Source organism: Clostridium ragsdalei P11, assembly GCF_001675165.1.
GTDB classification, from domain to species: domain Bacteria; phylum Bacillota; class Clostridia; order Clostridiales; family Clostridiaceae; genus Clostridium_B; species Clostridium_B ragsdalei.
On the sequence record NZ_LROS01000062.1, the window covers coordinates 1 to 1,146 of the forward strand.

General features: G+C 38.3%; 2 protein-coding genes. Both read right to left on the reverse strand.

What is annotated here, in order from left to right:
• Positions 1–832: uroporphyrinogen decarboxylase family protein (locus tag CLRAG_RS17055; protein WP_065079511.1), on the reverse strand; the 832-nt coding region annotated here is incomplete at its 3' end.
• 34 nt (positions 833–866) lie between these two features.
• Positions 867–1,146: cobalamin-dependent protein (locus tag CLRAG_RS17060; RefSeq protein WP_207644830.1), on the reverse strand; the 280-nt coding region annotated here is incomplete at its 5' end.

Sequence of the window (1,146 nt, forward strand, 5' to 3'; positions counted from 1 at the left end):
GACAATTTTCAAGTGTCCAATCCGGGAAATCAATCAAACCGCTGTGGAGTCCTCCCATAAAGGATATTTTTCCACCATATTGCTTGATTAGTTCAGGAATGTTATTAGTGTTCATAACGCCTTGCCATATATCGATGCCCATTTCGATCATATATGGGACCAGGTTAGCGGCATAAGAATCGCTGTGATGAACAATCAATTCAACACCATTGGCTTTATAGTAACCATAGATTTTTTTATAAGCCGGAAGAAAGAACTCTTCAAACATTTTAGGAGCCACAAAAGAGTTTTTTTGACTTCCCCAATCATCATGATGGAAAATGCAATCCGGATGAAGTTTTTCAACTATCACTTTTGCAACATCCAGCTCATGCTGCGTAAGTGCATCAATTAACTCATGCATAGCTTCAGGTTCTTCATATAAACCCATTAACGCATCTTCCATACCCATAAGATGATGTGTCATTTCAAAGACACCTGGGGCATAGAAAGGTGCCACAAATTCCTCATTACGGTCAACAGAATTGGCATGAGCAATAGCTGGAGCCCAAGCTTCATCCGAAGTCTCGACTTCAGGAATTTTAACATATTTCTTCCATTCAGTAACATCTTTTAAAACTCTGTGTTCGTCATCATGAACAGGGAACGCACCAAGTTGACCTTCTGGCCATTGCCATGTTATCCCCCAATTATCTTTCCAAGTACAACCGTAGTTAGATCTACTTCCCAAAGGCATTTCCATGATCATATTCAAAAATTCATATTGATTAACAAAACGATCTGGATTTCCACCTTTAATAGTTTCAAGTAAATTCTGTCTTTTAGTTAACATACAACAATACCTCCTTATATTATTTATGATATATTTATGCCGTTGCCAATTCTTTAGCCTTAACTGCAGCACTACCTGCATCAGGTGTATATGCATCTGCCCCTATTGAAGCCGCAAATTCAGCTGTTACAGGAGCACCACCAACCATTATCTTGAATCCTTTTAATCCACTTTCTCTTAAAACCTTAACTGTTTTCTTCAAAGCTGCCATTGTTGTAGTAAGAAGTGCTGAACATGCTACTATTTTTACATTTTCATTTGCCTTAACTGCTTCAACAAATTTAGCATCAGGTACATCTACGCCAAGGTCTACC